Genomic DNA, 26,748 nt, shown 5'->3' with positions numbered 1-26,748 from the left:
CGAGATCGGCCGGTCAGGTGCGGAACTGGTTGAGTGCGCGCAGTTTGTTCATCACGTCCAGCGCCGCGACCTTGTAGGCCTCGGAGAAGGTGGGGTAGTTGAACACCGCGTCGACAAGATATTCGACGGTCCCGCCGCACCCCATCACCGCCTGGCCGATGTGCACCATCTCGGTGGCACTGGTGCCGAAGATGTGCACGCCGAGCAGCTTGAGGTCATCGGTGGACACCAGCAGCTTGAGCATCCCGTACGAGTCGCCGGCGATCTGGCCCCTGGCCAACTCGCGGTAGCGGGACACCCCGACCTCGTAGGGGATCGCGTTGCGGGTGAGCTCGACCTCGGTGGCACCGACGTAGGACACCTCCGGGATCGAGTAGATGCCGATCGGCTGCAGGTCGGTCATGCCCTTGGCCGGCTCGCCGAACGCGTGATAGGCCGCCAGCCTGCCCTGGTCCATCGACGTCGCCGCCAGCGCGGGGAAACCGATCACGTCGCCGACGGCGTAGATGTGATCGACCTTGGTCTGGAAGTTGCTGTCGACGTCGACGCGGCCGCGCGCGTCGGTCTGCAGGCCCGCATTCTCCAGGTCGAGGTGCTCGGTTTGGCCCTGCCTGCCCGCGGAGTACATCACCGTCTCGGCGGGGATCTGCTTACCGCTGGCCAGCGTGGTGACCGTTCCCGCGGCGCCGACGTCCACAGCGGTCACCTCCTCGCCGAACCGGAACGTCACCGCGAGATCGCGCAGGTGGAATTTGAGCGCCTCGACGATCTCGGGGTCGCAGAAGTCGAGCATGTTGTCGCGTTTCTCCACGACGGTCACCTTGGTGCCGAGTGCGGCGAACATCGAGGCGTACTCGATGCCGATCACGCCGGCGCCGACCACGACCATCGTCGAGGGCAGCGACTTGAGGTCGAGGATCCCGTCGGAGTCCAGCACGCGGTCCTCGTCGAACTCGACGCCTGCCGGCCGGGCGGGCTTGGTGCCGGTGGCGATCATGATGTACTCGCCGCTGACCATGGTGCGCTCACCGCGGGTCGGTTCCTCGACCAGCACGGTGTGCGGGTCGATGAACCTGCCATGGCCCTGGATGAGGTCGATGCGATTGCGCATCAGCTGCGAGCGGACGACGTCCTGCTCCTTGCCGATCACGTGGCTGGTGCGCGCGAGCAGGTCGGCCGGTGTGATCTTCTCCTTGACGCGGTAGCTGGCGCCGTACAGCTCGCGCTGGCTCATGCCGGTGAGGTAGACGACCGCCTCGCGCAGCGTCTTGGAGGGGATGGTCCCGGTGTTGACGCAGACGCCGCCCAGCATCCGGCCCCGCTCGATGACCGCGACTGTCTTACCGAGCTTGGCCGCGGCGATCGCCGCCTTCTGCCCGCCGGGTCCCGAACCGATGACGACGAGGTCATATTCGAGCATGGAAGCCATGGCAACAAGATGTACGCCGGTTGGACGATTTCCGCACGCCGACTGGCCTCAACCGAGGCCGAAATCATCCCCAACACGGGATTGATCCACAGCGGGGCGGACCTGGGCCGTCGATGGGCGATCGTCGTCCGAGTGGGCGGGGAGGGTCGGCCCATGACGACCTCACCATCACCCGATTTCCACCTCGACCGCCCGGCGGTCCTGATCGCCGCCCTGCCCGCCGTCCTCGGCTTCGTCCCGGAGAAGTCCCTCGTGCTCGTGACTGTGGACCGCGGCGCCCTGGGCTGCGTGATGCGGGTCGACCTCTCCGACGAGCTGCCCGAATCGGTGGAGCACATCGCCGAGGTCGCCGCGTCCGCACGACCGGACGCGGCGATCGCCGTCGTCGTGGACGAGGACGGCGCGGGTTGCCGGCTCTGCAACGACGAGTACCGCGAGCTGGCCGCGATGCTGGCCTCCGCACTCGCCGACCGGGGCATAGAACTGCTCGCGGCCCATGTCGTCGACCGGATCGCGGCCGGCGGCCGTTGGCACTGTGCCGACGGCTGCGGCGCGACGGGCACCGTGGACGACCCGGCCGCGTCGCCGCTGGCCATGGCCGCTGTGCTGGACGGGCGCAGGCTCTATGCCCGGCGCGGCGAACTTCAGGACGTCATCGCGGTCAGGGACCCCGCCCATGCGGACACGCTGGCCGGCCGCATCGACGATGCGCGAGCGGCGCGATCGGACGCCGACGCCTGCCGCGACATCGAGGCGGTAATGGCGGCGGCCACCCGTGTCGCCGACGGCGCCGAGTTGCCCGACGAGACGCTGGTCCGGATCGCGGCGGCTCTGACCGATCTGCAGGTCCGTGACACGCTCTACGCTCTCGCGGTCGGCGAGCGCGCGCCCCAGGCCGAGGCGTTGTGGGCGGAGCTCTCGCGGCGGCTCCCGGAGCAGTGGCGCGCCGAGGCCCTCGTGCTGCTGGCGTTCTCGGCGTACGCGCGTGGCGACGGTCCGCTGGCCGGAGTGTCCCTGGAGGCGGCGCTGCGGTGTGACGGGACGCATCGGATGGCGGGCATGCTCGACACCGCGCTGCAGTCCGGCCTGCGGCCGGAGCAGATTCGAGAGCTGGCGGCTACCGGTTACCGATTGGCCGACCAGCTGGGGGTGCGGTTACCGCCGCGGCAGGCGTTCGGGAGGCGGGCCGGCTGATCGCCGGCCGTTGGGCCCAATCGGCCGGTCAGACCTTCTCGACCTTGACGGCGTGCGCCATGTGATGGGGCAGTTCGACCTGTTCGTGGCCGGGGATCACGATCATCACCCCGCCGTGGTCGTTGGTCTGCACGGTCACTCGGGCGTTGGGCACCACGCCCGCGTCCTTGAGCCGGCCGATGAGGTCGACGTCGCCCTGGACGTGCTCGGTCAGCTGCCGGACCACCACCGCGACCGGCATCCCCGCGGGCAGCTCGGTCAGGCGCACGAGGTTCAGGGGGTCACGGTCGGAGGAGGTGCTGATCAAGCCCAACTCGGACAGTCCGGGGATCGGGTTGCCGAACGGGGAAGTGGTCGGGTTGTTGAGCACCTGAACCAGCCGGCGCTCGACGTCCTCGCTCATCACGTGCTCCCAGCGGCACGCCTCGGCGTGGACTTCCTCCCAGGGCAAGCCGATGACGTCGACGAGCAGCCGCTCGGCGAGTCGGTGCTTGCGCATCACGGCGACCGCGAGGGCGCGGCCCTTTTCGGTCAGCTCGAGGTGGCGGTCCCCGGCGACGTGCAGCAGGCCGTCGCGCTCCATGCGGGACACCGTCTGGCTGACGGTCGGGCCGCTCTGATCGAGACGTTCCGCGATGCGTGCACGCAGGGGCACCACGCCCTCTTCCTCGAGGTCGTAGATCGTCCGCAGGTACATCTCTGTGGTGTCGACCAGATCATTCATTGCGCTAACCCTCCGTCGAAGGTGAGTCTACCGGCTTGAGGGCCTGAACTGCGTTGTTACGTCCGCGACACCGGCTCGAGACGACACGATCCCCGCCGGTTGTTGCCGGCGGGGATCGTCATCGGGGCTTCTAGCTGGCGTAGGAGCGGAGCCGATCCGCGCGTTCGCCGTTGCGGAGCTTGGCCATGACCTCGCGCTCGATCTGGCGGACCCGCTCGCGGGAGAGCCCGAACAGCTTGCCGATCTGGTCGAGGGTGCGGGGCTGGCCGTCATCGAGGCCGAACCGCAACCGGATCACCTGCTGCTCGCGCTCGTCGAGCGTGGCGAGCACGTGCCGGATGTCGGTATGCAGCAGCTCGGAGATGACCGCGTTCTCGGCGGACATCGCCTCGGCGTCTTCGATGAAGTCACCCAGGGGGGCTTCCTCGTCGCTGCCGACCGGCATGTCGAGGCTCACCGGGTCGCGGCTGTGCTCGAGCAGATCGGTGATCTTCTCGACCGGGATGCCCGACTCGGCCGCGAGTTCCTCATCGGTGGCTTCGCGTCCGAGGTTCTGATGCATCTCGCGCTTGATTCGAGCCAGCTTGTTGACCTGCTCGACGAGGTGCACAGGAAGCCGGATGGTGCGGCTCTGGTCGGCCATGCCGCGGGTGATCGCCTGTCGGATCCACCACGTGGCGTACGTCGAGAACTTGAATCCCTTGGTGTAGTCGAACTTTTCCATCGCCCGGATCAGGCCCAGGTTGCCTTCCTGGATCAGGTCGAGCAGCGGCATCCCGCGACCGGTGTAGCGCTTCGCCAGCGACACCACGAGGCGCAGGTTGGCCTCGAGGAGGTGGCGTCGCGCCGCCTCACCGTCACGGACCACCGCGGCAAGATCACGTTTGCGGTTCTCTCCCAAGCGCTTCCGCGTCTCGAGCAGGTGCTTGGCGTAAAGCCCTGCCTCGATGCGCTTTGCGAGCTCCACCTCGTCGGCGGCGTTGAGCAAGGCCGTTTTGCCAATGCCATTGAGGTACACGCGCACGAGGTCAGCCGCTGGACTCTGGGCGTCCAGGTCTTGGTCGACGCGGATGGTGCTGGCATTTGCCATGACGGCCTCCTGATCAAGTCGAACTGTCATGAGCTACAACGCCCACGAGGTCCAAAGAGTTCCCAGCCATTGGCTGGTTCACACCTTCTGATCAGCGGTTTCTCGGCGAGGACCTGAGAATGTCCTTAGAAAAGCGATAGAAGCGTCTCAGCTGGGAACATCACCGTTCGGGGCGCATCCCTCGGGTTGCGGCGCGGCGATGTTGCCGTGTTCCAGCGCCGGCCGCTCGGCGGTCGCGACCTCGGCGGAGCGGTGCCGGTTGTCGTAGCGACGCGGCTCCTCGGGACGGCGCGGCGGGCGGTCGTTGGCGATGAGAACGGCGATCCACGGCAGCGGAATCGAACCGACCAGAATGGCCAGCGAGATCAGCCCGTTGTGCCAGATGCCGTAGGCGACCGCGGCCAGGACGAGGGCCGGGATACGAAACGACATGATCGTCAGGTATTTCCGAACCCGTTGGCGGTGCTGTTCCTCGTAGGCGGGGGCGGCGCGAGTGATCAGGATGGGCCGACCGTCGTCATCGAAACTCAGCTCGGGGCTTTGTTTCATAACTCCACTGTTCCACATTGTGGCTCCGCTGTACGGGTCGGTTTTCTTACGGGCAAAATGGTTGTCATGCAAACCCAGACGATCGAGCGCACCGACACCGACGAACGCGTCGACGACGGGACTGACAGCGATACCCCCAAGTTCTTCCACTATGTCAAGAAGGACAAGATCGCCGAGAGCGCGGTGATGGGAACTCACGTCGTCGCCCTGTGCGGTGAGGTGTTTCCGGTGACGAAGTCGGCCAAGCCGGGTTCGCCGGTGTGCCCGGAGTGCAAGCGGATCTACGAGAAGCTCAAGAAGTAGCGCGGTCAGCTGAGGTGCCCGGGGCGGGCGCCGGGTCGTCGGCGGAGACGCCGTTGAGTGAGTCCGCTTTCTCCTTCAGCCACCACCGGAACCGCTTGGCGTGGGTGTCCGCGGCCGGCCACTCCTCCTGGACGGCGGCGTTGAGTTCTGCCCCGATCATGATCGCGAACCCGAGGAAGAACGCGAACAAGAGGAAGGCGATCGGCGTCGCCAGCGCGCCGTAGGTGTAGCCGGTCGCGGTGATCCACGTCAGGTAGAAGCGCAGCCCGAACGTCGCCAGCAGGAACACCACGGTTGCCAGGATCGAGCCCAGCAGCAGCCGATGCGACGGCAACGGTTTGGGCAGCGAGACCCGGTAGAGGATGTTGACCGACACGATCAGGCCCAGGATCAGCACCGGGTAGTACCCGAAGCGCAGGATGTGATCCCAGCTGTCGGGGATGAATGTCGCGATCTTGCGCGGCCCCAAAGCGATGAACGGCGCCGCGAGGATCGCGCCGACCAACATCACCACGTACAGGCCAAGCGCGTAGAACCGCTGGCGCACCGGATGGCGCAACGGCGTCTGGTCGTGCGCCTCGGTGATCGAGTCCACGAACGCCGAGATCGCCGACGACCCCGCCCACAGCGAGATCACGAACCCCACCGAGACCACCTCGCCGCGAGCGCCCTTGACGATGTCGCGCACCGTCGGCTCGATGATCTCGGTCACCACGTTGGTGGAGAAGAACCGCGCGGCGGTGTCGATGATCTGGTCTTCGATCATCGGAAGCGTCTCGGGCCCGAACAGCGGGGCGATGTACGCCAGGCTGCCGAGCATCCCGAGAAGCAGCGGGGGAAGCGACAACGCCGACCAGAACGCTGCTTGCGCGGACTCCGAGAAGATCGAGTCGTCCCAGCTCTTGGACAAGGTGCGCCGCACGATGTGCCGGATGTGGTGGCGCGACGGCTTCGTCGGCAGCGGCCGGGGCTGGTCACTCATGACCAGTCCAGCATTACTGACGAAAGGTGCTCCTGCCCAGAGCGGCTGTCAGCCGTGTCGGACGCTATGCCTCCACCGGGCTGACTTCGAGGACGGCGGCCAGCTCGATCAGCTTGGCCTCGTGCTCGTTCGCGTGGTGCTGGCAGAAGAGCAACTCCGCTCCGGAGGGGAGCTTCGCACGAACCCGTGCAGCGGCGCCGCAACGATCGCAGCGGTCAGCCCGGGTCAGTGGGGGACTGGTGAGCGTTGCGTTCGTCATTGCGGACCTCCGTACTGTCGCGTGCATCTACTGTCTCAGACGTTTTGACCTTCGGCGTTGTTCCCAAAGGCTTTACCGGTGTGTCGTGTCTCACCGTTACCTCGAGTTGCCGACACGGCAGGCTGGCGATATGAACTCGGCGCCCACCGTTCTGGTCCACTTGTGTAGCAAAGACGAATGGCGGTCCGCTCGAGCGCACGGCGAGCATCGCCCCGATTCGTTGGCCGCAGTCGGCTTCGTGCATCTCTCGACACCCGAGCAGGTGCACCTGCCGGCCAACCGGCTGTACGCCGGTCGCACCGATCTGGTGCTGCTGCACATCGACGCCGCACGACTGTCCTCTCCGGTTCGCTGGGAACCCGGTGTACCCGCTGATCCCGTGGGGATGGAGTTCCCACATCTGTACGGGCCTTTGCCAATCCGGGCTGTGATCCGCGTCACTTCTTATCTGCCCGACGCCGACGGACGGTTCGCTCCGCTGGCGCCCGGATCCGGGTCCTCGACGTAGGCGTTGGCCTCGATCTCCAGCGCCCGCGGTGCCGGCCACGGCGACGTAGGGGCCGCTGCGCATCGTCCGCGAGTAGCCCACCGCAGCCTCATACTGCGAGATGGAAGAGATGTCGCGCCGCTCTGGCACGGCTCCAAACTAGATCACTCACGAGGCCGGACCAGCCCTACGTACACTTACAAATCATGGGCATTTTGTTAGGTCTGGCACCGTGGATCGTCTACTGGGTGCTCGTCGGCAATGTTCCGTTCACCGTCGCGGTGCTGATCGCTCTGGCGGTCGCGGTTGCCGGTTTCACGCTGGGGCAGCTGCGGGGTGGTCCCGGCCGGATACTCGAAATCGGCGCTGTGGCAACATTTCTGGTGTTGACGGTGCTGACTTTTGCGCTCGACGAATCGTTCCTCGAACGCTGGATCTTTCCGCTGAGCAACCTGGGGATCTTCCTCGTCGCGCTCACCGGCGTCTTGATCGGCAAGCCGTTTGTGCGGGAGTTCGCCGAAGCGGGTCAGCAGGCTCATGTCGTCAAGAGCGACCTGTTCGCTCGCATCACCTCGCAGCTGTCCTGGATATGGGTGGCGGCGTTCGGTGGCATGACGGTGGCGTCGGCGATCCCGCCGATCGTCGACCGCGATGCGACGGTCCTGGACACCGAGACGCCGCTGTCCTTCCTCTGCTACTGGGTCATCCCGTTCGCGTTGGTGGCGGCCGCGGCGTTCGCGACGCGGGTGCTGCCGGACCGGATCGCCGCCGGCGCGGACGACATCGTCCGCAAGACGTCGTTCGTCGCGTTCGCCGAAGCCGAGATCGACCAGTTGATCTATCTGGCCACCGAGCACGCCAACCGGGAGGTTGGCCCCGGCAAGGAGGCCTTCGACATCAAGATCGGAAGCAAAGGCATTCCGTTGACCGGCGACGAGACGCGCGAGTCCTGGCCGTCGACGTACAAGGTGCGCGACAAGAAGCGGTGACCGCTAGATCGGGGAGGCTTCCACGATCGAGATCGGCGTGACGGTGTCGATGATGCGGTCGAGCCGGAAACCCGCGTTTTGCAACAGATCTGCGTAATCGGCGCGAGTGCGTTCCTTGCCACCCACGGTGACGAGCATCTCGAGGTCCAGCTGGAAGCCGATGAACGGCGTAGCCCGTTCCGGCAGAACCATTTCCAGCAGCAGCAGCTTGCCATGAGGAGCGATCGCGGTGCGAACGTTACGCAGGATCGTCAGCGAGTTGGCGTCGTCCCAGTCGTGGATGATGTTCTTCATCACGTAGGCGTCGCCGCCCTCGGGTACACGGTCCAGGAATGAACCGCCCTCGGCGATGCAACGGTCCGCCACTCCCGCGGCCTTGAACGTCGTGGGGGCGTCGGTGACCACCGACGGCAGGTCGTAGACGATGCCGCGGGCGTTGGGCGCGCCGTTCAGGATGGTCGACAGCAGCAGGCCGTGGCCGCCCCCGACGTCGACGATCAGCTTGAAGTTGTTGAAATCGTATTGGCCGAGCGCGATTTCGTTGGTGATGCCGCTCGTGGCCGTCATCGCCTTGTTGAACACCTGGGCCAGGTCGGGATCGGTGTCCAGGTAGTCGAAGTACGGCATGCCGCGCAACTTGATGACCGACGGTTCGCCGGTCTGCACCGAATGCAGCAGGCTGCCCCAGTCCTCCCAGCGGGCACGGTGCCCGATGAACAACACCATGTCGCGCATCGACTCCGGGTGGTCGGAGCGCAGCGCGTCTCCGACCTTGGTCAGGCTGAACGTGTCGTCGCGGCGATGGTCGAGAAGACCCTTGGACGCCAGTGCCCGCATCAGCCGGTACAACGCGTCGGGGTCCGTCCCGACCCGCTCGGCGATGTCGGCGGCGCGTGCCGGCCCGCTCGCGAGCTCGTCGGCGACGCCGAGTTTCGCGGCGACGTACATCGTCTGCGTCTGCCACGCACCGGTCGCCATCTCGAGGATGGCGACGCTCGCGGGCACCGTAGAGCGGTGAAGATGTTGCAGGGTTGCGCGCACGCGGTTGACGACGCGGACCACGGGCATGGGCGGAACCTTCGCTGGCTTATTCGGCACGGCGGGAAACACTACAGGTTCTACGCCCGATGTGTTTGCTAGCCCGAGACGAACGGGAACGTGTCGCGACGGGCCGTCCCGTGAGATCGCGTCATCCGCCCCAACACTCGCGGGCACCCGGTTGACAGCAAATGCGTCCAGGCCCGGTCGCCCGCGTTGCATACTGCTGACACGGGAGCCGGACACGAAGGAGTGGGCATGGGAAGCAGGGGGGTGACCGCTGCGGCGTCCGTCGTCGCGGCAGGAATGGTGGCGATCGGTGTAGCCGCCCCGGCGTACGGCACGGACCAGATCACACAGAATGCGCTCGGCACCTACGAAGCCGTTTACGAGTGGGGCCCGACGACGTGGGTCGTCACGCCCTGTGACGGCGATGCGTTCCAGTGCGTGCACGTCACCGAGTACGGCGCTGGCGACACCGAGCGGAAGTCGCCGGGATGGAGCGCGAACGCCTACTGGCAGGTCGGCTGGTGGATCATGCGAGACGCCCTGACACCCGATGCGCTCACCTGTGAGGACGGCTCGCAGCACGACCTGCCGATGAACTACGCCTGGGACGCGGCCAGTGGAAAGGGCGTGCGCTCCTACCACGAACCGGGGATATGCGGGGACGCCTACAACGGCGCCAACGAATTCCAGCTCAACAGGGTCGGACCACCGCCGCCCCCGCCGCCGGCGTGATGCGACTAGTCGAGGTAGTCGCGCAACACCTGAGAACGGCTGGGGTGGCGCAACTTTGACATCGTCTTCGACTCGATCTGGCGGATCCGCTCGCGGGTAACGCCGTACACCTGACCGATCTCGTCGAGCGTGCGCGGCTGACCGTCGGTGAGCCCGAACCGCAGACGCACGACGCCGGCCTCGCGCTCGGACAGCGTCTCCAGCACCGACTGCAGCTGATCCTGCAGCAGCGTGAACGACACCGCGTCGACGGCCACGACGGCCTCGGAGTCTTCGATGAAATCGCCGAGCTGCGAGTCGCCCTCGTCGCCGATGGTCTGATCCAGCGAGATCGGCTCACGCGCGTACTGCTGGATCTCCAGTACCTTCTCCGGCGTGATGTCCATTTCCTTGGCCAGCTCTTCGGGCGTGGGCTCGCGACCCAGATCCTGGAGCAGCTCACGCTGGATGCGGCCCAGCTTGTTGATCACCTCGACCATGTGCACCGGAATGCGGATGGTGCGGGCCTGGTCGGCCATCGCACGCGTGATCGCCTGACGGATCCACCAGGTGGCGTAGGTCGAGAACTTGTAGCCCTTGGTGTAGTCGAACTTCTCGACGGCGCGGATCAGACCCAGGTTGCCTTCCTGGATGAGGTCGAGGAACGCCATGCCGCGGCCGGTGTAGCGCTTGGCCAGCGATACCACCAAACGCAAGTTCGCTTCCAGCAGATGGTTTTTCGCGCGGTCACCGTCGCGACAGATCCACATCATGTCGCGGCGCTGCGCGGCGGGCAGCTTCTCGCCCTTCTCGGCGAGCTCGGCCATCAACTGGGTGGCGTACAGGCCGGCCTCGATGCGCTTGGCCAGCTCGACCTCTTCTTCGGCGTTGAGCAGCGCGACCTTGCCGATCTGCTTGAGGTACGCACGCACCGAGTCGGCGGACGCGGTGAGCTCGGCGTCCTTGCGGGCCTGCCGCAGCGCCTCTGATTCCTCTTCGTCCCAGACGAAGTCGCCGGACGCCTTGTCCTTCTCGGTCGGCTCGGCGATCTCGTCGTCCTCGGCGACGGCTTCCTCACCGGCTTCGGCGGCGGGGGCATCGCCCTCGGCGGCCTCCGCGGTCTCCTCGGTGGCCTCGTCGTCGACCTCGAGATCCTCCAGGTCGATGTCGGCGTCCTCGGCCGCGAGATCCTCGTCCGGTTCGGCTTCGAGGTCGTCGGTCTCGAGTTCGTCGGTCTCGCCGTCGAGCTTGGTGTTGTCGGGTTCGCCCGCGGCGGCCTTCTTGGCGCGTCCGCGCGGTGCTGCCGTCTTGGCGGCCTTCGCCGCCTTGGCGGGTGCCTTGCCTGAGGTGGTTGCCTTGGCGGCCTTCTTGGCCGGCGCCTTGGTGGCGGCGCGGGTCTTGGTGGCTTTCTTGGCCGGCGCCGTCCCATTGGCCGACTTCGCCGCGGTCTTCTTGGCGGGGGCGGTTTTGGTAGCGGTGCGCTTCACCGGCTCATCGGTTGCCGGGCTTGCCTTTGTCGCTGCCACGAACACCCTTTCCTTGTGCTACTCATCGCGGGCTGGGCCCACCGCGAAGCGCGGGGGAGGTGTGCCCCATCGATGAGCGTTGGCTGTCGAATATTGGCGGTTGATAATCGCCGCTATCCAGGCTGCGGCCGCCATCGACCATTGTAACGACAGTGTGGGATAACGCCGCCTCCAGCGGCAAATATCGGACTTCGGCGTGGCTACTTGGCGGTAGCTGTGACGTCCACCTCAGCGGCCATCGCGGCGCCGACGATGCCCGCGGTGTTCTGGAGCGCCGCGGCCACCACCGGCGTGCGGTTCTCCAGCAGCGGGATCCACTTCTCGGCCTTGCGACTGATTCCACCACCGGCGATGAACAGATCCGGCCAGATCGCGTTTTCGATCGCTACCAGCACTTTCGTCACCTCGACGGTCCACCGCTCGTAATTCCAGCCCTTGCGTTCCTTGACCGACGACGCGGCGCGGTGCTCGGCTTCTTTACCGCCCACCTCGAGGTGACCGAACTCCGTGTTGGGCAGCAGTGCCCCGTTGTGGATCACCGCCGAGCCGATGCCGGTGCCGAAGGTCAGCAGCACGATGAGGCCCGTGTTGTCCCGCCCCGCGCCGAACCTCTCCTCGGCCAACCCGGCGGCGTCGGCGTCGTTGAGGACCGTGACGGGCTGCCCATCGAGGGCCTTGCTGTAGAACTCGCTGGCATTGCTGCCGATCCAGCCCTTGTCGACGTTGGCGGCGGTGCGCACGATGCCGTCGGTGACGACCCCGGGGTAGGTGACGCCGACCTTCTCCGTCCAGCCGAACTCGCGAACCACAGCCGCCACGGTCTTACTGACCGCCTCGGGCGTCGCGGGCTGCGGCGTTGCGAGCTTGAACCGATCGCCGATCAACTGCCCGGTGTTCAGGTCGACGATGCCGCCCTTGACACCGCTGCCGCCGACGTCGATGCCGAACCCGCGCCGTTGGCTGCCGTTGACACTCGGGGCGACGGCGGGCGAATTGGTCGCGGTCATGTGCGCTCCTCTACTTCGGGCAGGCGTGCCGCAGCCAGGTATGCGCCCCACACATTAGTGGCTCAGCAGAGGCTACGCGGGCCTGTCGGGGCAGACAGTCGGCGACAACGCCGGGCGAACGTGCTGCGATGGATGGATGCCCGAACACGACGCCGATCCCGTCCAGCTGCGCTCGGTCGCCGAGCGGCTCGCCACCGAAGCGGCCGCTTTCGTGCGACGGCGTCGCGCAGAGGTTTTCGACGGCCCGTCGAACGACGCCCCCGGGGTGCGGACCAAGAGCTCACCGACCGACCCGGTCACGATCGTCGACACGGAGACCGAGCGGCTGATCCGCGACCGGCTGGCCGAACTGCGGCCCGGTGAGCATGTCCTCGGCGAGGAGGAAGGCGGTGCGCCCGCGCGCGGCGACGCCCTCACGTGGGTGCTCGATCCGATCGACGGCACGGTCAACTTCGTGTACGGACTGGAGGCCTACGCGGTGTCGGTGGCCGTGCAGCGCAACGGAAATTCGGTGGCGGGCGCCGTCGCGAACGTCCCCGCCGGCACGGTGTACTCGGCCGCCCTCGACCACGGCGCACATCTGCGGGGCGCCGACGGCACCACGCCGCTGCGCGCCAGCGCCGCCGTCGATCTCTCAATGTCGTTGTTGGGCACCGGGTTTTCCTACGACCGCGACCAGCGCGCCCGCCAGGCGGAGGTGCTGACGCGGGTACTGCCCGAGGTGCGCGACGTGCGACGGATCGGATCGTGCGCCCTGGACCTGTGCATGGTCGCGGCGGGTCAACTCGACGCCTACTACGAGGACGGCGTGCACCTGTGGGACTGGGCCGCCGGAGCGCTCATCGCGGCGGAGGCGGGTGCCGCGCTGGCGCTGCCGCAGGGGAGCGGCGCGGCCGGCGGGCCGGGGTTCATCACGGCCGCCGCACCGGGCATAGCTGCTGCGCTCGATGACGTGCTGCGGCGCGCCGGCGCACCGTAACGGACCGAAATCTGCTGTCGGACAGCGAGATCGGAGTTCAGCAGGTTCCCGAGTGAACCTTGGTCAACAGCGACGAGTCGGAGGCCTGGGTGGCGTCGGGCCGCAGGCTGGCCAGCACGGCTTCGATGTCGTCGCTGCTGCTCAGTTCGCTGAAATCGGTCCCGAGGGCCAGGTCGACGGTGTCGTCTTCGCGGTCGTCCTGGAACAGTTCGGTACAGGGCGCGACCAGCCACACCGCGGCGGCCGCGGCCCGTCCGGCCTCGCCGAATCGGATCTGGCCCTGACATTCCAGTCGGGCGGTGGTGTAGATCGGATCGTTGGCCGCGGTCGGCTCGGCGAACCCGAGGTCCTTCAAGGCGCCTGCGACCTCGGCGGCCTGCCCGCCCTGGCCGCTGGCGTTGAGCACCCGGATCTTGGTGTCGGCGAGTCGGGCGGGGCTGACCTCGACCATGTCGGCGCTCGAGATCTGTTGACCCAGCCTCGGGGCGGGGGCGTTCGGGTCGGCGGGTGCGGGCGGCGGATTGCAGATGGCGGCCTCCGGCACGTCGGCGGGTCGGCTCAGCGCGATGACCCACACCAACAGCGTCACCACCGACAGCGCGACCAACAACAAGATGCCCGGCAGGTAGTTCCGCCGCCGGAAGGGGCGACCGTGTTCGTCGAACGCGGTTCCCTCTGTGATTTGCGCGACCACGCCTGCACTCTAAAGCCCCTGCTCCCGGGTTCTTCGCGTGGGATGATCCGGTATGTGACATAAATCACAGTGCAACGGGTACACATACGGGCACGAATCGTTTGGTGGATGCGTTCGACGCTGGTACAAAGCTCTGCTGCACAAGGTTTATCCGGAGGGGACCACGATGGCTACCGATTACGACGCCCCACGGCGTACCGAGACCGACGATGTCTCGGAAGATTCGCTCGAGGAGCTGAAGGCGCGGCGTAACGAGGCCCAGTCGGCGGTTGTGGACGTCGACGAGTCGGAATCCGCCGAGTCCTTCGAGCTGCCTGGCGCTGACCTGTCCGGCGAGGAGTTGTCGGTGCGGGTGATCCCGAAGCAGGCCGACGAGTTCACCTGCTCGAGTTGCTTCCTTGTCCACCACCGCAGCCGCCTGGCCAGCGAGAAGAACGGCTTGATGATCTGTTCGGACTGCGCCGCCTAATTGGTCCAGCCCATCGCAGTTCAACCACCCGCCCCGATTTGCAGCCGCTTGTTACCTGAATTCGCAGCTCAGCTGCTGAGCGCCGCCAGGACCTTGTCCGGATGACGACAACTCACCAGCCAATACGGCGTGGGATCGTCCGGGTCGTCGAGCACGACCAGAACCATCGGGCCAATCCATGCCCGATGTACGACATAGGCGGCCGGATCCAGCTGACGTCCCAGTGCCGCGGATTTGGCGCTGCGAGGCACCTCGGCCGACCGGGCGATCACCTCGGCGGGCAGGTGTGCGGCGCCCGCCCACAGCTCGGTGCCCTGCGGCCCGCTGACCACCCGCACCTCCATGCGGCCCAGCCACAGCAGGACGACCCCGGCGACCGGCAACAGCAGCGCGAACGGCAACCATCCGGGAATGGCAGGAACACCCATGTCGATCTCGACCGCAATCAGCGCCGCGAGACCCAGGCCCGGCGGCCACCACCACCACGGCACCCAGAGCCGCTCGCGGTAGCGCACGGATTGCGTCGTGGCGCGCGTGTCGGACACGCGGCCAAGAGTAATCTCTGACGTCGTGCCCACTTCTCTGGCGGTCGTGCGCCTCGACCCTGATCTGCCGATGCCCAGCCGTGCCCACGACGGCGATGCGGGCGTCGACCTCTTCAGTGCGCTCGATGTCGAACTGGCACCCGGTCAGCGTGCGCTGGTTCCTACCGGCGTCGCGGTGGCGATCCCGCATGGGATGGTCGGATTGGTGCATCCGCGCTCGGGTTTGGCTGCGCGCGTTGGGCTTTCGATCGTCAACAGCCCGGGCACCATCGATGCGGGGTACCGCGGCGAGATCAAGGTGTCGCTGATCAACCTCGATCCACAGCAACCGATCATCGTGCACCGCGGCGACCGCATCGCACAGTTGCTGGTTCAACGGGTCGAATTGCCCGAGCTGGTCGAGGTCACGTCGTTCGACGAGGCCGGTCTCGGTGAAACCACCCGTGGCGAAGGCGGCCACGGTTCCTCCGGCGGACATGCGAGTTTGTGAAATGGCATTCGGTAAACGCAAAGACAACGGGACACCCGACGACGTCGAGGATGCCGTAGGGCAGGGCGCCGTCGACGACGAACTGGACGGGCCGTTCGACATCGAAGACTTCGACGACGCCGAGACCGCTGCCGCCGGCCGGCTGGACCTGGGCTCGGTCCTGATCCCGTTGCCCGCGGGCGGGCAGGTGCAGGTCGAGCTCACCCCGCAGGGAGTGCCCAGCGCGGTATGGGTCGTTACCCCACACGGCCGATTCACCGTCGCGGCCTACGCCGCCCCCAAGAGCAGCGGCCTGTGGCGCGAAATCGCCTCCGAACTCGCCGACTCCCTGCGCAAGGACGGCGCCGACGTTTCGATCCAGGACGGTCCGTGGGGTCGCGAGGTCGTCGGCGTGGCGTCCGCCAAGCAGGCCCAGGCCGCCCAGCAGGGTCAGCCGGGCGTGGTGCGTTTCATCGGCGTCGACGGCTACCGGTGGATGATCCGCTGCGTCGTCAACGGCCCGCAGGAACACATCGACACGCTCGCCACCGAAGCTCGAGAAGCGTTGGCCGACACCGTTGTTCGGCGCGGAGATACCCCGCTGCCGGTGCGCACCCCGTTGGCGGTCGAGCTGCCCGAGCCGATGGCCAACCAACTGCGCGAGGCCGCCGCGGCCCAGCAGGCCGCCGCCGAGCAGGCGCAGGAAGCCCAGCAGGCCGGCCAGCCAGAACCGGTCGCGCGCCGCAGCGAACAGGGCTCGGCGATGCAGCAGCTGCGGACCATCACCGGCGGCTGATCGGAGACCCCGTTAACGGGTTGATTCCACGCACCCGGTGCGTGCGATCCACCCGTCGGTGACCCCGACCCCGGGGAGCGGCGTCAGACCTCCAGTAGCGCGGTCACGCACGCGGCGCCCAGCACTCCCGGATCGGCGCCCATCTCGTCGAGCGTGACCGTGCGCAACGCCGCCTGCGGCGCCGCCGTCACCCACTCGGCGGCCACCTCGATCGGATGCACCGGATCGTCGGACGCCGCGGCCACGCCCAGCGGGACGGCCAGCCGCTCCAGGTCCTCACACGTGGGCGCGACGTAGTTCGCCGCCTCCTCCATCGCCTCCGGCAGCGACGGCCACTGCCCGAGCCACGACCGGGTGAGCTCGTCGCCCAGCCACCGCGGGCTCGACGCCCGCATCGCCGCGCTGGTGGCCGCGAGCCCGTCGCGGCGCAGTAGTTCCGCGGAATGCCGCGCCGCGGCCGCCGCTGGGGCGTGCTGCGGCGAACCGGTCCACGCCGGAAGGGCGGCGAGCACCGCCACCGCCCGGCTCGGATGCGCCAACGCCCACGCCGTTGCGACCGCCGCGCCGATCGACACGCCTCCCACCGCGATGCGTCCTTGCCGCGCCGCGTTGTCGAGTGCGTCACGGTAGCCGTCGACGAGACGGTGCGGCTGTGGCGGCGGTGTGACAAGCGTCGCACCCTGCGCGTGCAGGGCGCCGGAAAAGGCCCGGTAGACGAAGTCGTCATCCGAGCCCGTGCCAGGTAGCAGCACCGCGGTGACGCCGCGCAGAGTGACCGTCATGACTCGATCCTGCCGTGGGCGAAAACCCCTCGGCGTGGCGAGGTGACCCCGCGTGGCATCTCGTAACTGAGAGGGTTACCGTGGCGATTATCGGGGTAGGTCCAAGGTGGATCTGCGGATAGTCAGGAGAGGCCATGGCGACGGCCGAACGTTATCTGCGCCGGCTCACGCGGCGGTTGACGGAAGACCCCGAGCAACTGGACGTCGAGGAGCTGAGCGACGAAGCCGCCATGACCGGCGCCCAGAAGGCGATCGACTGTGAACGCGGCCAAGAAGTCACGATGATCGGCACCCTGCGAAGCGTGGAGTGCAACGGCAAGGCGTGCGCCGGAGGCGTGAAGGCCGAACTGTTCGATGGCACCGATTCGGTGATGCTCGTCTGGCTCGGCCAACGGCGCATCCCCGGAATCGAATCCGGCCGCACCCTGAAGGTGCACGGCCGCGTCGGCAAGCTCGACAACGGCGCCAAGGCCATCTACAACCCGCACTACGAGATCCAGAAGTGAGCGACCCCGGAACCGAACCGGGGCAGCCCAGAACCCAGCAGCCGACCAAGGCGAACGCCGTCCTCGACCAGATGGGCGGGATCAGCGGCCTGATCTATTCGTCGCTACCCGTCGTCGCGTTCGTTCCGGTATCCCAACTCGTCGGACTGATCCCCGCCATCGTCACCGCGCTCGGCGTGGCCGGAATCATCCTGGCGTGGCGGCTGGCTCGGCGGGAATCGGCGCAACCCGCCGTCTCCGGCTTCTTCGGCGTGGGGATCTGCGCGTTGATCGCCTACGTCATGGGGGAGTCGAAAGGCTACTTTCTGCTTGGCATTTGGTCATCGTTGCTCTGGGCGGCGGTGTTCACGCTGTCGGTGGTGATCCGCCGGCCCGTCGTCGGCTACGTCTGGAGTTGGGTCAACGGGCACGGTCGTGACTGGCGCCATGTCCGTAGGGCCGTCACGGCGTTCGACGTCGCAACCTTGTTCTGGGTGGCGGTGTTCGCCTCGCGCTTCATCGTGCAACGGCACCTCTACGACGCCGACCAGACCGGGTGGCTCGGCGTCGCGCGCATCTCCATGGGTTGGCCGCTGACCGCCGTCGCCGCGGTGGTGACCTACCTGGCGATCCGGTCCGCACAGAAGGCCGTCGAGGCGCGGGAGTCCTCCGTCACCGCGGACGAGGGATCGCCATCCGAGCTCGGCGACGCGACCCAACCGGATGCCCGCTGAGGCCACCGACCGGCCGCTGATCGCGGTCGCGGTGCTCGCCTCGTTCGTGGCGTTCCTCGACGGCTCAGTCGTCAACCTTGCGCTTCCGGCGATCGGCCGGACGTTCGGAGGCGGGCTGGTACTGCAGCAGTGGGTCCTCGACGGTTATCTGTTGACGCTGGGCGCCCTGATCCTGGTCGCCGGCGCCGTGTCCGACCAGTTCGGCAGGCTCAGTGTTCTGCGGGTGGGCCTGATGATCTTCGCGGTCTCGTCGCTGCTGTGCGCCGCGGCACCCGCGGGGTGGGTGCTCGTCGCCGCGCGTGTGCTGCAGGGCGTGGGGGCGGCGTTCCTGGTCCCCAGTTCGCTCGCCATGATCAACGCGCGGTTCTCCGGCGCCGCCCAGGCACGGGCGATCGGCACCTGGACCGCGTGGACGGGTACGGCGTTTGTCATCGGCCCGGTGCTCGGCGGGGTCCTGGTCGACGCCTTGAACTGGCGATGGATCTTCGGGGTGAATCTCGCCCCGCTCGCGGTGACGTTGTATCTCATGACCAAACTGCCGCCCGAGGATCGCGATCGGGAGGGCGGCCGGGGACGTGTCGACGGCGTGGCGGCGACGCTCAACGCCGTCGGGCTCAGCGGTGTGGTGTACGGGCTCATCGAGGGCCAGCGCCTCGGTTTCACGCATCCGGCGGTGGCAACCGGATTGGTGCTCGGCGGGATCTGCCTGGCGATCTTCCCGATCTGGGAGCGCCGCGCAGCGAATCCGATGATGCCGCCGGCGATCTTCGCCGTCCGCAACTTCGCGGTCGGCAATTTGGCGACCGTGTTCCTCTACGCCGGGGTGTCGCTGGGCATGTTGATCGTGGCGCTGTTTCTCCAGGAGACCGTCGGACTGTCGGCGACGCGGGCCGGCCTGGTGACTCTGCCGATCCCCGTGCTGTCGTTCCTGCTGGCGCGGCGGTTCGGCACCCTGGCCGGTGTGCATGGTCCGCGGTTGTTCATGGCGGTGGGGCCGATCGTCGCAGCGGCGGGTTTCCTGTGGATGTCGGCGGCCCACCCTCCGGTCGACATCTGGACCCAGTTGGTGCCGGGGCTGGTCGTGTTCGGTCTCGGGCTTACGATCACCGTCTCACCGCTCACGGCCGCGGTGCTGGCCGCCGTCGATCCGGCGCAGAGTGGCATCGGATCGGCGGTCAACAATGCGATCTCGCGGATCGCCGGACTGATCGCGGTGGCACTCACCGGCGTGATCGTCGGCGCCGCAGTCGATTTCGACGGTTTCCCGCGAGGCGCACTGGTCACCGCGGCGCTTTTCGCGGTGGCGGGACTGATCGCGGCGGTGGGCATCCGCAACGAGCAATGCGACGTCGCTCGGGTGCGGCCGGAATCCACCGCCGGTTGTCACGATCGCGCGACGCCCCCGCCGGCGCACGTCGCGCGCTGAGATCAGCGCTGCTGCGGGTGCAGCAACAGGTCCTGCAGCTGTTCCTCGACCTCCGCGACCGCGACGAACAGCAACTCGTCGCCGCCCTCGAGCGGTTCGTCGGATTCGGGCACGATCACGCGCGGGCCGCGCAGGATCGTCACCAGTGCACAGTCACGCGGAAGTTCGAGGCGCTTGACCGGTTTTCCGCCCCACGGGGTGTCGTCGGGCAGCGTGATCTCGACGAGGTTGGCTTGCCCCTTGCGGAACTCCATCAGCCGCACCAGGTCGCCGACGGCGACCGCCTCCTCGACGAGCGACGCCAGCATGCGGGGGGTGGACACCGCCACGTCGACGCCCCAACTCTCGTCGAACAACCACTCGTTGCGCGGATCGTTGACGCGGGCCACCACCCGCTGCACGGCGAACTCGGTCTTGGCCAGCAGGCTGACCACCACGTTGACCTTGTCGTCACCCGTGGCCGCGATCACCACGTCGAACTGTTCGAGCTGAACGGACTCGAGCACCGTCAGCTCGCACGCGTCACCCAGCCGCCACTGTGCCGCCGGAATCGCGTCGACGTCGATGTGGTCGGGATTGCGTTCGAGCAGCGTGACCTCGTGGGTGTCGACGAGTTCGCGGGCGATGGACCGGCCGACGGCACCGGCTCCGGCGATGGCGACCTTCATCCCTCGGGCTCCTCGCTCGGCGGCAGTGCCGCGATGGCCAGGGCCTCGGCGATGTGCCCGGCGATCGCGGCCATGAACACCTGGTCGCTGGCCTGGATGACGGTCTTGGCGTCGGGCAGCAGACCGGCGCCGAACCGGATCAGGAACGCGACCCGGCCGCCGGTGGCCGCTTCGAGGTCGGTGATCCGCCGGCCCACCCACGCCTCGTGCAGCGCCAATTCGGTGACGCCGACGTTGCCGGTGGGGTCACGCCACTTGGTGGTCTCGGTCTCGCGGGTCAGCACGTTGAGCAGGCGATCCGTGGTCCACGGCACGGTGGCCACCGTCGGGATGCCCAGTCGCTCGTAGACCGCGGCGCGCTTGGCGTCGTAGATGCGGGCCACCACGCGCTCGACTCCGAACGTCTCGCGGGCCACCCGCGCCGAGATGATGTTGGAGTTGTCGCCCGATGACACCGCGGCGAATGCGCCCGCTTCCTCGATGCCCGCCCGCAGCAGCACGTCGCGGTCGAAGCCCATACCCAGCACCCGCTCTCCCGAGAACTCCGGCGAGAGCCGGTGAAACGCCGTGCTGTCCCGGTCGATGACCGCGACGTCGTGGCCGATTCGGGAGAGGCTGTCCGAGAGCGACGCGCCCACCCGGCCGCAGCCCATCACCACTACACGCACTCCACGGTCCTTCCTGCTGTCGAACCCGCGCAGTCGAACGCTACAGCTTTCCTACGGGCAATTGCTGCTGGGCTTACCCTTGGCACTCGTGTCCAAGCTATCCAGGTTCGCGCGGCGGGTGGTCCTCGGCAGGCCGTTTCGCAGCGACAGGATTTCGCACACTCTGCTGCCGAAGCGGATAGCGCTCCCCGTCTTCGCCTCCGATGCCCTGTCGTCGGTGGCATACGCGCCCGAGGAGATCTTCCTGGTGCTGTCGGTGGCGGGTCTGACCGCATACTCGATGACTCCCTGGATCGGCCTGGCCGTGGCGGGGGTGATGGTGGTCGTCATCGCCAGTTACCGGCAGAACGTGCACGCGTATCCGTCGGGAGGCGGGGATTACGAGGTGGTCACCACCAACCTCGGGCCGACGGCCGGACTGACCGTGGCGAGTGCGCTGCTGGTCGACTACGTGCTCACGGTCGCGGTGTCGATGTCCTCGGCGATGTCGAACATCGGCTCGGCCGTGCCGTTCGTCAACCACCACAAGGTGTTGTTCGCCGTGATCGCGATCCTGTTCGTCGCGGGGTTGAACCTGCGCGGCATCCGGGAATCCGGAACCGCTTTCGCCATTCCGACGTATGCGTTCATGGTCGGCATGTTCGTGATGCTCGGCTGGGGGTTCTTCCAGATTTTCGTGCTCGGCGATTCGCTACGGGCCGAATCGGCCGACTTCGAGATGCATGCAGAACACGGCGAGATCCTCGGCTTCGCGCTGGTTTTCCTTGTGGCGCGGGCGTTCTCGTCGGGCAGTGCGGCGCTGACCGGTGTCGAGGCGATCAGCAACGGGGTGCCGGCCTTTCGAAAGCCGAAGTCGCGCAACGCCGCAACGACGCTGGCGCTGCTTGGTCTGTTCGCGGTCACCCTGTTCATGGGCATCATCATGCTGGCCAAGGAAACCGGTGTGCAGATCGCGGAGCGGCCGCACGAACAGCTCGTCGGCGCCCCGCCGAACTACCACCAGAAGACGTTGATCGCGCAGTTGGCCGACGCGGTGTTCCACGACTTCAGCGCCGGGCTCTACCTCATCGCCACCGTCACGGCGCTGATCCTGCTGCTGGCCGCCAACACCGCGTTCAACGGGTTCCCGGTGCTCGGTTCGATCCTCGCCCAGGATCGTTTCCTGCCACGGCAATTGCACACCCGCGGGGACCGGCTCGCGTTTTCGAACGGCATCCTGTTCCTGGCCTTCGCCGCGATCGCGTTCGTCGTGGCGTTCCGCGCCGAAGTGACGGCGCTGATCCAGCTCTACATCGTCGGGGTGTTCGTGTCGTTCACCCTCAGCCAGGTCGGCATGGTGCGGCACTGGACGCGGCTGCTGCGCACCGAGACCGAGCCCGCGCTGCGGCGCAAGATGGTGCGGTCCCGGGTGATCAACGCGCTCGGTTGCGCCTGCACCGCAACGGTGCTCGTGGTCGTCGTGGTGTCGAAATTCGCCGCCGGAGCGTGGATCGCGATCTTGGCGATGAGCGTTCTGTTCGTGACGATGAAGCTGATCCACCGGCACTACGACACGGTGGCGAGAGAACTCGAGGAGCAGGCCGCCGAGGCGACCGATTTGGTCCTGCCCAGCCGCAACCACGCGATCGTGCTGGTGTCCAAACTGCACCTGCCCACGATGCGTGCGTTGGCCTATGCCAGGGCCACCCGGCCGGACACGTTGGAGGCGATCACCGTCAGCGTCGACGACGGTGAGACGCGCGCGCTCGTGCACAAGTGGGAGGCCAGCGACATCAGCGTCCCGTTGAAGGTGATCGCTTCGCCATACCGGGAGATCACCCGCCCGGTGCTCGACTACGTCAAGCGCATCAGCCGGGAATCGCCGCGCACCGTTGTCACCGTGTTCATCCCCGAGTACGTCGTCGGCCATTGGTGGGAGCAGGTGCTGCACAATCAGAGCGCCCTTCGACTCAAGGGCCGACTGCTGTTCGAGCCCAATGTGATGGTGACGTCGGTGCCGTGGCAGTTGAGTTCCTCGGAGCGGCTCAAGACGCTGCAACCGCATTCGGCGCCGGGCGACGCGCGTAGGGGATTTCTGGATTGACCGAAGACAAGGGTGGATCGACGGGCCTCGAGCTGACCGTCATCGCCGGCCCGCCCGCCAACGGTGGCAGCTGTGTGGCGCGTGACGACGGCCGCGTGGTGTTCGTCCGCTACGCGCTGCCCGGCGAACGGGTCAGGGTGCGGGTCGTCGCCGACCGCGGCAAGTACCTGCATGCCGACGCCGTCGAGGTCATCGAGCCATCGGCGGACCGTATCGACTCGCTGTGCCCGATCGCGGGAGCCGACGGCGCCGGCTGCTGCGATATGGCCTTCGCCGACCCGGCGGCGGTCCGCGGACTCAAAGGCGCCGTCGTCGCCAACCAGTTGGCGCGGCTGGGCGGATTCCACTGGCGCGACGAGGAAGACGCCACGGCCGAACCCGTCGGTGACGGCGCCGCGACCGGGTGGCGGACGAGGGTGCGGCTGGACACCACCGGCGACGGACGGCCCGGTTTTCACCGCTTCCACAGCGCAGAGCTGGTCACCGACCTGAACTGCGCGCAGCTGCCCCACGGCATGGTCGACGGGCTGGCCGATCGGACCTGGCCGCCCGGCTCGCAGCTGCACGTCGCGATCGACGACGAGGGCACACGTCACGTCGTGCAGTCCGGCCCGCGAGGGCGCAACGGCGGCCACAAGGCCCCGACCCGGGTGGTCGAGGGGGACTACGAAGCGGTGCAGCGGGTCGGCGACCGGACATGGCGCGTGCCGGTGACCGCGTTCTGGCAGTCGCATCGCGACGCCGCTCGGCTCTACAGCGAGCTGGTGGCCGGCTGGGCCCGGCTGAGCCCGGGGATGACGGCGTGGGACTTGTACGGCGGCGCGGGGGTGTTCGCGTCCGTGCTGGCCGAAGCCGTCGGGGAGAGCGGCAAGGTCGTCACGGTCGACACTTCGCGCGGCTCGTCGCGCGCGGCGCGGGCGGCGCTCGGCGACATGGGCTGGGTGTCGGTGATCACCGACTCGGTGCGCCGAGCGGTCGCCGCCCAGCGCGATCGCGCCGACGTCGCGGTCTTGGATCCCCCGCGCACGGGGGCGGGTCGTGAGGTGATCGATCTGCTGGCGGCCGCCGAGGTGCCGCGGATCGTCCACATCGGTTGTGAGGCAGCGTCGTTCGCACGAGACGTCGGGCTGTATCGCGGGCACGGCTACGCGGTGGAAGAGCTGCGGGTGTTCGACTCGTTCCCGCTGACGCACCATGTCGAGTGCATCGCGGTACTCGCGCGCGGCTAAACGGGTATCCCGCCGAGAATGCAGACGTTTTTGCCCTGCCCGGGCTTCGACGACACCGCCCGCGTCCTGGACACGAAGCGGCTGGGCAAGCAGCGGGTCGAGGCGATACAGGTGGTGCGCGCGCTGACCGTGCCGGGCTACGGCTGGCGTCATCACCCCGCGGCGGCGATGTGGGCGGGCTACGAAGAGGCCCTGGTCCGCTACGGGCTCGACATCTGCGCCGGATGGTGCCGGCTGGGGCACGCCGACACGTGCGCGACGACGATGGTCACCGACCTCACCCGCGCGATCGGCATCAGCAGCCCGCGCACCCAGGACGAATTGGCGACGGCGGGGGAGGTGCCGCCGTGGCTCGGCGATCCGGGCTTTCACCGCAGCCATCAGTCGGTGCTCGTCCGCAAGGACCCGCAGCACTACCGCCGGTTCTTTCCGGACGTGCCCGACGATCTCGACTACGTCTGGCCCGGATCCGACCGACCGCGCCGCATCGCGATCTGACGATCAGCCGAAGTACCGCGCCAGCCGACGCTGGCGGTGCCCGAACAGCGCCCCGATACCCGCTGCGATCACAGGAGTGAGCACTCGCAGCGGGGTGCGCAGTTCGAAGGTGAGCCGATCGCGCACCGCGGTTCGCCCTTCGCCCACCGGCTCCAGCGTGCGTTCGTGCCGCCACAGCCGCATGCTCAACATCGTCGACTCCTCGTGAAACCCACGGCCGGGCCACAATTCGACGATTGTCAGGTGGTCGTAGTCGAACGGCAGCACACCGAACAACCGGATCCAGCAATGGCCCACGGGCTCGCCGACGGGAATGGTGTCGACGGTCAGATCCTTGCGACCGCGGGGCATCGACATGGTCATCCACGGCCGCAGTTCGTCGTTGATGCCCTCCGGCGTGACGATGCGCTCCCACACCCGCGCGGCGGGCGCGTCGATGGTGCTCTGACGTTCGACGATCATTCCGGTTCAAGCTAGCCGAGACGCCCACCGCTGCGGGGCGCACGTCGCGTTGATACGTTGGGCGACAGGTGTGCCGGGAAGTCTGGTCGGCGATTTTTTGTCGACCGCGAAACACAGATCGGGACCCGCAGTGACCTCTAGCCCACTCCGCCGGTTCGCACAGCGGACGCTGTTCTCGCGCGGATCGTGGTCCGAGACCGATCGCATCTCCTCGATCCTGCGCAAGGAAACCGTCGGCGGCGCGCTGCTGTTGGCGGCCGCAGCCGTCGCCCTCGTCTGGGCGAACTCCCCGTGGTCGGCGAGCTACTTCGCGCTGCGCGATCTCGAGGTCGGCGGCGAACCGTTCGGCATGCACCTGAGCCTGACGGTCGGCACCTGGGCGGCCGACGGGCTGCTGGCGCTGTTCTTCTTCGTCGTCGGGCTGGAGCTCAAACGCGAGTTCGTCGCCGGCGATCTTCGTGACCCCGCGCGCGCCGCGCTGCCCATCGCCGCCGCCGTCGGCGGGATGGTCGTGCCCGCGCTGATCTTCGTCGCGGTGACCGCCCACGTCGGCGACGGCGCCCTCCGTGGCTGGGCCATCCCGACCGCGACCGACATCGCCTTCGCCGTCGCGGTGCTCGCCGTCATCTCCACCCACCTCCCGTCCGCGCTGCGCACGTTCCTGTTGACGCTCGCTGTGGTCGACGATCTGCTCGCGGTGCTGGTGATCGCCGTCTTCTACACCGAAGGCATCAACTGGCCCGCGTTGGCGGCGGCAATGGCGCCGCTCGCCCTGTTCGCGCTGTGCGTGCAGCGCCGCATCCGGTCGTGGTGGCTGCTCATCCCGCTCGCGCTGGCCACCTGGGCCCTGATGCACGAATCGGGCATCCACGCCACCGTCGCGGGCGTGCTGCTCGGCTTCACGGTGCCCGTGGTCCGCTCCGAGGCCGCGGGCGGCCCCGACGCGGGACCGGGCCTCGCCGAGCACTTCGAACACCGCCTGCGCCCGCTGTCGGCGGGTGTCGCGGTGCCCGTGTTCGCCTTCTTCGCCGCGGGGGTGAACATCGGCGGCTACACCGGGTTCACCGAGGCCATGACCGACCCCATCACGCTCGGCATCGTGCTGGGCCTGATCGTCGGGAAACCGGTCGGGATCTTCCTGACCACCCGGGTGCTGGCGGCCGTCACGCGCGCCAACCTCGACTCGGCGATCCGGTGGATCGACGTGCTCGGCATCGCCATGTTGGCCGGTATCGGTTTCACCGTGTCCCTGCTGATCGGCGACCTGGCCTACGGGATCGGGTCCGAACGTGACGAATTCGTGAAGATCGGGGTGCTGACGGGATCGCTGGCCTCCGCGGCCCTGGCTGCGGTCCTGTTGAGGCTGCGGAACAGGCAATATCGTGCGATTTACGAGCAGGAGACCGCCGACGCCGACCACGACGGTGTGCCCGACGTCTACCAAGCTCGGCAGGACTGACTACG

The 26,748-nt window shown here is 67.8% G+C and carries 31 protein-coding genes and 1 pseudogene; 16 read left to right on the top strand and 16 right to left on the bottom strand.

Annotated elements, in window-relative coordinates:
* Nucleotides 1-13: 13 nt before the first annotated feature.
* The gene (gene sthA, locus A5752_RS21545) at nt 14-1,420 is read right to left on the bottom strand and encodes a Si-specific NAD(P)(+) transhydrogenase (protein ID WP_156614089.1); all 1,407 of its coding nucleotides are present in this window, start codon (nt 1,418-1,420) and stop codon (nt 14-16) included.
* A gap of 162 nt (nt 1,421-1,582) precedes the next feature.
* Between sthA and A5752_RS21540 the strand changes: the two genes are divergently transcribed.
* On the top strand, nt 1,583-2,623 hold the full coding sequence (locus A5752_RS21540) for a DUF4192 domain-containing protein (RefSeq protein ID WP_067090207.1): 1,041 nt from the start codon (nt 1,583-1,585) through the stop codon (nt 2,621-2,623).
* A 28-nt stretch (nt 2,624-2,651) separates the two neighbouring features.
* Here A5752_RS21540 and A5752_RS21535 read toward each other — a convergent pair whose 3' ends face one another.
* The 3 genes from A5752_RS21535 to A5752_RS21525 form a co-directional block, all read right to left on the bottom strand.
* Nucleotides 2,652-3,347 carry an iron-dependent transcriptional repressor DtxR gene (locus A5752_RS21535; protein ID WP_067089931.1) on the bottom strand — a complete coding sequence of 232 codons (696 nt, stop codon included), beginning with the start codon at nt 3,345-3,347 and terminating at the stop codon, nt 2,652-2,654.
* Nucleotides 3,348-3,477: 130 nt separating this feature from the next.
* Entirely contained in the window at nt 3,478-4,437 is a 960-nt protein-coding gene (sigB, locus tag A5752_RS21530; RefSeq protein ID WP_067089929.1) for a sigma-70 family RNA polymerase sigma factor SigB, read from the bottom strand.
* Nucleotides 4,438-4,584: 147 nt separating this feature from the next.
* Complete coding sequence (locus tag A5752_RS21525) at nt 4,585-4,986, bottom strand: DUF3099 domain-containing protein (RefSeq protein ID WP_156614078.1); 402 nt, start codon at nt 4,984-4,986, stop codon at nt 4,585-4,587.
* Between the two features lie 66 nt (nt 4,987-5,052).
* On the opposite strand from A5752_RS21525, the gene A5752_RS21520 reads away from it, so the two are divergent.
* Nucleotides 5,053-5,289, top strand: coding sequence for a DUF3039 domain-containing protein (locus tag A5752_RS21520; RefSeq protein ID WP_064350987.1), 237 nt, complete (start codon nt 5,053-5,055; stop codon nt 5,287-5,289).
* On the opposite strand, the gene A5752_RS21515 is transcribed toward A5752_RS21520, so the two are convergent.
* Both A5752_RS21515 and A5752_RS21510 read right to left on the bottom strand, forming a co-directional pair.
* Nucleotides 5,279-6,271: a YihY/virulence factor BrkB family protein gene (locus A5752_RS21515; protein WP_067089923.1), complete on the bottom strand. Its 993-nt coding sequence runs from the start codon at nt 6,269-6,271 to the stop codon at nt 5,279-5,281. The two genes, A5752_RS21520 and A5752_RS21515, sit on opposite strands and share 11 nt — an antisense overlap.
* A gap of 64 nt (nt 6,272-6,335) precedes the next feature.
* Nucleotides 6,336-6,530, bottom strand: a complete 195-nt coding sequence (locus A5752_RS21510; RefSeq protein ID WP_064350917.1) for a DUF7455 domain-containing protein — start codon at nt 6,528-6,530, stop codon at nt 6,336-6,338.
* Between the two features lie 130 nt (nt 6,531-6,660).
* Between A5752_RS21510 and A5752_RS21505 the strand changes: the two genes are divergently transcribed.
* A complete protein-coding gene (locus A5752_RS21505; protein WP_067089920.1) occupies nt 6,661-7,038 on the top strand; it encodes a DUF952 domain-containing protein in 378 nt (125 codons plus the stop codon).
* A 12-nt stretch (nt 7,039-7,050) separates the two neighbouring features.
* On the opposite strand, the pseudogene A5752_RS28090 reads toward A5752_RS21505, so the two are convergent.
* Nucleotides 7,051-7,167: pseudogene (locus A5752_RS28090) on the bottom strand (RidA family protein); the annotation flags it as partial.
* A 56-nt stretch (nt 7,168-7,223) separates the two neighbouring features.
* Between A5752_RS28090 and A5752_RS21500 the strand changes: the two are divergent.
* The gene (locus A5752_RS21500; RefSeq protein WP_067089917.1) at nt 7,224-8,006 is read left to right on the top strand and encodes a hypothetical protein; all 783 of its coding nucleotides are present in this window, start codon (nt 7,224-7,226) and stop codon (nt 8,004-8,006) included.
* A gap of 3 nt (nt 8,007-8,009) precedes the next feature.
* Here the strand turns inward: A5752_RS21500 and A5752_RS21495 are convergent, their stop codons facing one another.
* Nucleotides 8,010-9,074 carry a methyltransferase gene (locus tag A5752_RS21495; RefSeq protein ID WP_082964011.1) on the bottom strand — a complete coding sequence of 355 codons (1,065 nt, stop codon included), beginning with the start codon at nt 9,072-9,074 and terminating at the stop codon, nt 8,010-8,012.
* 228 nt (nt 9,075-9,302) lie between these two features.
* Between A5752_RS21495 and A5752_RS21490 the strand changes: the two genes are divergently transcribed.
* On the top strand, nt 9,303-9,785 hold the full coding sequence (locus A5752_RS21490; RefSeq protein WP_156614076.1) for a hypothetical protein: 483 nt from the start codon (nt 9,303-9,305) through the stop codon (nt 9,783-9,785).
* A 5-nt stretch (nt 9,786-9,790) separates the two neighbouring features.
* Here the strand turns inward: A5752_RS21490 and A5752_RS21485 are convergent, their stop codons facing one another.
* Together A5752_RS21485 and ppgK are read right to left on the bottom strand one after the other, a co-directional pair.
* The gene (locus A5752_RS21485; protein ID WP_067090201.1) at nt 9,791-11,290 is read right to left on the bottom strand and encodes an RNA polymerase sigma factor; all 1,500 of its coding nucleotides are present in this window, start codon (nt 11,288-11,290) and stop codon (nt 9,791-9,793) included.
* A gap of 200 nt (nt 11,291-11,490) precedes the next feature.
* Nucleotides 11,491-12,297 carry a polyphosphate--glucose phosphotransferase gene (ppgK, locus tag A5752_RS21480; protein WP_067089911.1) on the bottom strand — a complete coding sequence of 269 codons (807 nt, stop codon included), beginning with the start codon at nt 12,295-12,297 and terminating at the stop codon, nt 11,491-11,493.
* 136 nt (nt 12,298-12,433) lie between these two features.
* Between ppgK and A5752_RS21475 the strand changes: the two genes are divergently transcribed.
* Nucleotides 12,434-13,276: an inositol monophosphatase family protein gene (locus A5752_RS21475; protein ID WP_067089908.1), complete on the top strand. Its 843-nt coding sequence runs from the start codon at nt 12,434-12,436 to the stop codon at nt 13,274-13,276.
* A gap of 37 nt (nt 13,277-13,313) precedes the next feature.
* Here the strand turns inward: A5752_RS21475 and cei are convergent, their stop codons facing one another.
* Nucleotides 13,314-13,970 (bottom strand): envelope integrity protein Cei, encoded by a 657-nt coding sequence (cei, locus tag A5752_RS21470; RefSeq protein ID WP_067089903.1) that lies wholly within the window; start codon nt 13,968-13,970, stop codon nt 13,314-13,316.
* A 166-nt stretch (nt 13,971-14,136) separates the two neighbouring features.
* Here cei and A5752_RS21465 point away from each other — a divergent pair, with 166 nt between their 5' ends.
* Nucleotides 14,137-14,439, top strand: a complete 303-nt coding sequence (locus tag A5752_RS21465) for a DUF4193 domain-containing protein (protein ID WP_067089901.1) — start codon at nt 14,137-14,139, stop codon at nt 14,437-14,439.
* A 68-nt stretch (nt 14,440-14,507) separates the two neighbouring features.
* Here A5752_RS21465 and A5752_RS21460 read toward each other — a convergent pair whose 3' ends face one another.
* Nucleotides 14,508-14,984 carry a DUF3093 domain-containing protein gene (locus A5752_RS21460; protein ID WP_067089899.1) on the bottom strand — a complete coding sequence of 159 codons (477 nt, stop codon included), beginning with the start codon at nt 14,982-14,984 and terminating at the stop codon, nt 14,508-14,510.
* Nucleotides 14,985-15,009: 25 nt separating this feature from the next.
* Between A5752_RS21460 and dut the strand changes: the two genes are divergently transcribed.
* Nucleotides 15,010-15,474, top strand: coding sequence for a dUTP diphosphatase (gene dut / locus A5752_RS21455; protein ID WP_067089896.1), 465 nt, complete (start codon nt 15,010-15,012; stop codon nt 15,472-15,474).
* 1 nt (nt 15,475) lies between these two features.
* Nucleotides 15,476-16,249 carry a DUF3710 domain-containing protein gene (locus tag A5752_RS21450; RefSeq protein ID WP_067089893.1) on the top strand — a complete coding sequence of 258 codons (774 nt, stop codon included), beginning with the start codon at nt 15,476-15,478 and terminating at the stop codon, nt 16,247-16,249.
* Nucleotides 16,250-16,332: 83 nt separating this feature from the next.
* Here A5752_RS21450 and A5752_RS21445 read toward each other — a convergent pair whose 3' ends face one another.
* Nucleotides 16,333-17,031 carry a hypothetical protein gene (locus A5752_RS21445; RefSeq protein WP_067089889.1) on the bottom strand — a complete coding sequence of 233 codons (699 nt, stop codon included), beginning with the start codon at nt 17,029-17,031 and terminating at the stop codon, nt 16,333-16,335.
* A 134-nt stretch (nt 17,032-17,165) separates the two neighbouring features.
* Between A5752_RS21445 and A5752_RS21440 the strand changes: the two genes are divergently transcribed.
* Genes A5752_RS21440 through A5752_RS21430 form a run of 3 tightly spaced genes read left to right on the top strand, consistent with a single transcriptional unit; the run spans nt 17,166 to nt 19,676 of the window.
* The gene (locus A5752_RS21440) at nt 17,166-17,537 is read left to right on the top strand and encodes an OB-fold nucleic acid binding domain-containing protein (protein WP_067089886.1); all 372 of its coding nucleotides are present in this window, start codon (nt 17,166-17,168) and stop codon (nt 17,535-17,537) included.
* Nucleotides 17,534-18,250 (top strand): DUF3159 domain-containing protein, encoded by a 717-nt coding sequence (locus A5752_RS21435; RefSeq protein WP_067089883.1) that lies wholly within the window; start codon nt 17,534-17,536, stop codon nt 18,248-18,250. Before A5752_RS21440 ends, A5752_RS21435 begins: the two co-directional genes overlap by 4 nt.
* Complete coding sequence (locus tag A5752_RS21430) at nt 18,240-19,676, top strand: MFS transporter (RefSeq protein WP_067089881.1); 1,437 nt, start codon at nt 18,240-18,242, stop codon at nt 19,674-19,676. Before A5752_RS21435 ends, A5752_RS21430 begins: the two co-directional genes overlap by 11 nt.
* A 2-nt stretch (nt 19,677-19,678) precedes the next feature.
* On the opposite strand, the gene A5752_RS21425 is transcribed toward A5752_RS21430, so the two are convergent.
* Both A5752_RS21425 and A5752_RS21420 read right to left on the bottom strand, forming a co-directional pair.
* Entirely contained in the window at nt 19,679-20,344 is a 666-nt protein-coding gene (locus A5752_RS21425; protein WP_067089878.1) for a potassium channel family protein, read from the bottom strand.
* Nucleotides 20,341-21,012 carry a potassium channel family protein gene (locus A5752_RS21420; RefSeq protein WP_082964010.1) on the bottom strand — a complete coding sequence of 224 codons (672 nt, stop codon included), beginning with the start codon at nt 21,010-21,012 and terminating at the stop codon, nt 20,341-20,343. Before A5752_RS21420 ends, A5752_RS21425 begins: the two co-directional genes overlap by 4 nt.
* An 88-nt stretch (nt 21,013-21,100) precedes the next feature.
* Here A5752_RS21420 and A5752_RS21415 point away from each other — a divergent pair, with 88 nt between their 5' ends.
* From A5752_RS21415 to A5752_RS21405, 3 genes are read left to right on the top strand one after another with little or no spacing between them, the layout of a single operon-like run.
* Nucleotides 21,101-23,095: an APC family permease gene (locus A5752_RS21415; RefSeq protein WP_067090198.1), complete on the top strand. Its 1,995-nt coding sequence runs from the start codon at nt 21,101-21,103 to the stop codon at nt 23,093-23,095.
* Nucleotides 23,092-24,324, top strand: a complete 1,233-nt coding sequence (locus tag A5752_RS21410; RefSeq protein ID WP_067089873.1) for a class I SAM-dependent RNA methyltransferase — start codon at nt 23,092-23,094, stop codon at nt 24,322-24,324. Before A5752_RS21415 ends, A5752_RS21410 begins: the two co-directional genes overlap by 4 nt.
* An 18-nt stretch (nt 24,325-24,342) precedes the next feature.
* Nucleotides 24,343-24,822 carry an MSMEG_6728 family protein gene (locus A5752_RS21405; protein ID WP_067089870.1) on the top strand — a complete coding sequence of 160 codons (480 nt, stop codon included), beginning with the start codon at nt 24,343-24,345 and terminating at the stop codon, nt 24,820-24,822.
* Between the two features lie 3 nt (nt 24,823-24,825).
* On the opposite strand, the gene A5752_RS21400 is transcribed toward A5752_RS21405, so the two are convergent.
* Nucleotides 24,826-25,284: an Rv1443c family protein gene (locus A5752_RS21400; protein WP_067089867.1), complete on the bottom strand. Its 459-nt coding sequence runs from the start codon at nt 25,282-25,284 to the stop codon at nt 24,826-24,828.
* A gap of 130 nt (nt 25,285-25,414) precedes the next feature.
* On the opposite strand from A5752_RS21400, the gene nhaA reads away from it, so the two are divergent.
* A complete protein-coding gene (nhaA, locus tag A5752_RS21395) occupies nt 25,415-26,743 on the top strand; it encodes a Na+/H+ antiporter NhaA (protein ID WP_067089866.1) in 1,329 nt (442 codons plus the stop codon).
* Nucleotides 26,744-26,748 lie beyond the last annotated feature (5 nt).

Source organism: Mycobacterium sp. 852002-51961_SCH5331710 (genome assembly GCF_001665535.1).
GTDB lineage: Bacteria > Actinomycetota > Actinomycetes > Mycobacteriales > Mycobacteriaceae > Mycobacterium.
This window is presented reverse-complemented; position numbering and strand designations above follow the sequence as displayed.